Raw genomic sequence first — 2,176 nt, forward strand, 5'->3', positions numbered from 1 at the left:
AAGTTTGTCATGGAAGTGATAACTGGCATTTAAAGAACCAGAGCAATGCGATTGGAGCCATTATCAATGGAGAATTGTTTGCCTTACGCTTATATGATGGTTCTATTAACAGCGATATTTTCTCTCATTGGGTGAGAGAAGCACTGTTACCTGAGTTACCTAAAAACAGTGTAATTGTCATGGACAATGCCGCTTTTCATAAACGCTGTGATATTCAAGCAATCATTGAAAAGATGTGGGCTTGGATTAAGCAAATACGCAAAGAATGGCGGATGGATTGTATTGATACTTTATGCTTTTATCTGCTTTGGATTGGGTTGGGTTTTAGATGATTGCACTATAGCTCATGCCATGTGAGAAGAGCGAGAGAATACGGTTGTTAATTTCTGGGGTGAGTTTGGTTTGATATTTTTTGACCAACATAGGCTCAAATTCGTCATTACGGTCTCTGGGGGGCTAGCTCAAAGCTATCGGCGGTGGATTTAACGGTCTTTTTACTATAGCTGTTACGGCGGTTATTAGTGGGCTTTTGCTCTAGGTAGCTATCTATTTCAGCTGATAAAGCAGCTTCAGTTAGCTATTTGATTAGTGGGGCAAGCACTCCATCAGTACCTGTGCTGGGTTTGCCTGCTTGGATAGCTTTTAAGGCTTTGTTAAAGTCAAAGTTTTGCATACTGTCATTCCTTGTGTTTTGAGTAGTTTAGAGGAATGACACAGAATTTTGAACGCTACTCGCCTGTAAAAAAAAGCAGCCACTTTACGCAAGATCCCATTGCTGTATTGCAGTTCACGGTTTTCACGCTCAAGGATTTTTATCTACTAAAGCGCATCTTGTGCCTGTACAGCTTCAGGGGTTGCCAGTGCCGCATGTTTGTTATCCCAAGCTCGCAATGTCTCACTACTACAGCCGATTTTGGGTGCAATAGCCTCAATGGCCCCCCATCTTGACGGGTAATCGTTTTCAACGTCGATCAGTAGACGAACGGCTTTTTCTTTCATTTCCAGGGGGATCTTTTACTACTCATAGTCTTATTCTCTCAGATTGATGAGTCTCCGATTATCTCGGGGCGATTCACTCTCGAAACATTATTTTTTTATGGCGTTTTTTCTTTGAGCTTTTCTTCTAAAACAGATAAACGCGCTTCTAAAGTTGCAATTTTCTTTTCAGTTGCTTTTAATTTTCTTACCTGCGCTTCTAACTCACTTTTTACTACCAAGTCAAAATCACTTAACTTATCTGCTAATGCTCTGCGCGCTGTTTCCTTTACTTCTGCTTGAAAAGGCCGTAACGGCTCTGGCAAATGCGTTTCTAATTGATGCATGACAAATGCAAACGGATTATTTTTCATCATTTTTCTCTAAAAAATAAAACTATAGTTTATCGTCTAAGCATTGAAAAACAAAGCTAACTTTTCTACACCTAAAGTATTTCGCATTCCTCAAACATATCTAAATGATAGCTCCCTGTTTCTTCCCAAGCATAGGGTAAAAATGCTTTCTTACCTTTGCTTAAGATTAAATTTATTGCATTAATAATATTCAGTAGTGGTTTGAAAAGTATGCTGGAATATTATCAAATAATCCAATGACAGTTAAATATTTAAATATCAATATATTAAAAGAAGTATTTTTTGTAAGAGTATGTTTAGTATACTTTTCAAACCACCACCTAATATTCAAATAAACATGTGGATGCTTAGATTTTTCTGCAATAAGCCTGGCTAACGCTTCGACCAATAAATCAAAATTAATGTCCATGATATCCAAGCTTGAGAACAATATTGAACCGCCCTGAGATAATTGGAGACTCATGAATCTGAGAGAATAAGACTATGAGTAGTAAAAGATCCCCCGGAAATGAAAGAAAGAGCCGGTCGTCTACTGATCGAAGTTAAAGACAATTACCCATCAAGATGGGCGGCTATTGAGGCTATTACATCTAAAATCGGCTGTAGTAGTAAGACATTGCGAGCTTGGGATAACAAACATGCAGTACTGGCAACCCCTGAAGCTGTACAGGCACAAGATGCGCTTGAGCGGATAAAAATCCTTGAGCGTGAAAACCGTGAACTGCAACGCAGCAATGAGATCTTGCGCAAGGCAGTAGCTTTTTTCGCACAGGCGGAGCTCGACCGCCCATACAAACGATGATCAACTTTATCGAGCAATATCAGCC

Annotated in this window: 4 protein-coding genes, 1 pseudogene and 1 other annotated feature; of the genes and pseudogenes, 2 read left to right on the forward strand and 3 right to left on the reverse strand. The window is 39.3% G+C overall.

Translation table 11 applies throughout. The features are described 5' to 3' along the window. The first annotated feature begins 74 nt into the window (after nt 1–74). Nucleotides 75–332, forward strand: coding sequence for a transposase (locus tag A5N85_RS13170; protein WP_428843257.1), 258 nt, complete (start codon nt 75–77; stop codon nt 330–332). Here the strand turns inward: A5N85_RS13170 and A5N85_RS17385 are convergent. From A5N85_RS17385 to A5N85_RS13185, 3 genes and pseudogenes are all read right to left on the reverse strand, one after another. Next, nucleotides 331–673, reverse strand: a pseudogene (locus A5N85_RS17385) (transposase); the annotation flags it as partial. The gene A5N85_RS13170 and the pseudogene A5N85_RS17385 overlap by 2 nt on opposite strands. A gap of 146 nt (nt 674–819) precedes the next feature. Continuing rightward, nucleotides 820–999 carry a hypothetical protein gene (locus tag A5N85_RS13180; protein WP_072577590.1) on the reverse strand — a complete coding sequence of 60 codons (180 nt, stop codon included), beginning with the start codon at nt 997–999 and terminating at the stop codon, nt 820–822. Between the two features lie 95 nt (nt 1,000–1,094). After that, entirely contained in the window at nt 1,095–1,352 is a 258-nt protein-coding gene (locus A5N85_RS13185; RefSeq protein WP_245935983.1) for an accessory factor UbiK family protein, read from the reverse strand. 505 nt (nt 1,353–1,857) lie between these two features. Between A5N85_RS13185 and A5N85_RS13195 the strand changes: the two genes are divergently transcribed. Further along, a complete protein-coding gene (locus A5N85_RS13195; protein WP_072577593.1) occupies nt 1,858–2,151 on the forward strand; it encodes a hypothetical protein in 294 nt (97 codons plus the stop codon). Continuing rightward, nucleotides 2,106–2,175 (forward strand) — a sequence feature (AL1L pseudoknot). Its footprint overlaps the gene before it by 46 nt. Nucleotide 2,176: the final 1 nt, after the last annotated feature.

It is taken from the genome of Suttonella ornithocola, from assembly GCF_001889065.1.
In the GTDB taxonomy this organism is placed as follows: Bacteria; Pseudomonadota; Gammaproteobacteria; order Cardiobacteriales; family Cardiobacteriaceae; genus Suttonella_A; species Suttonella_A ornithocola.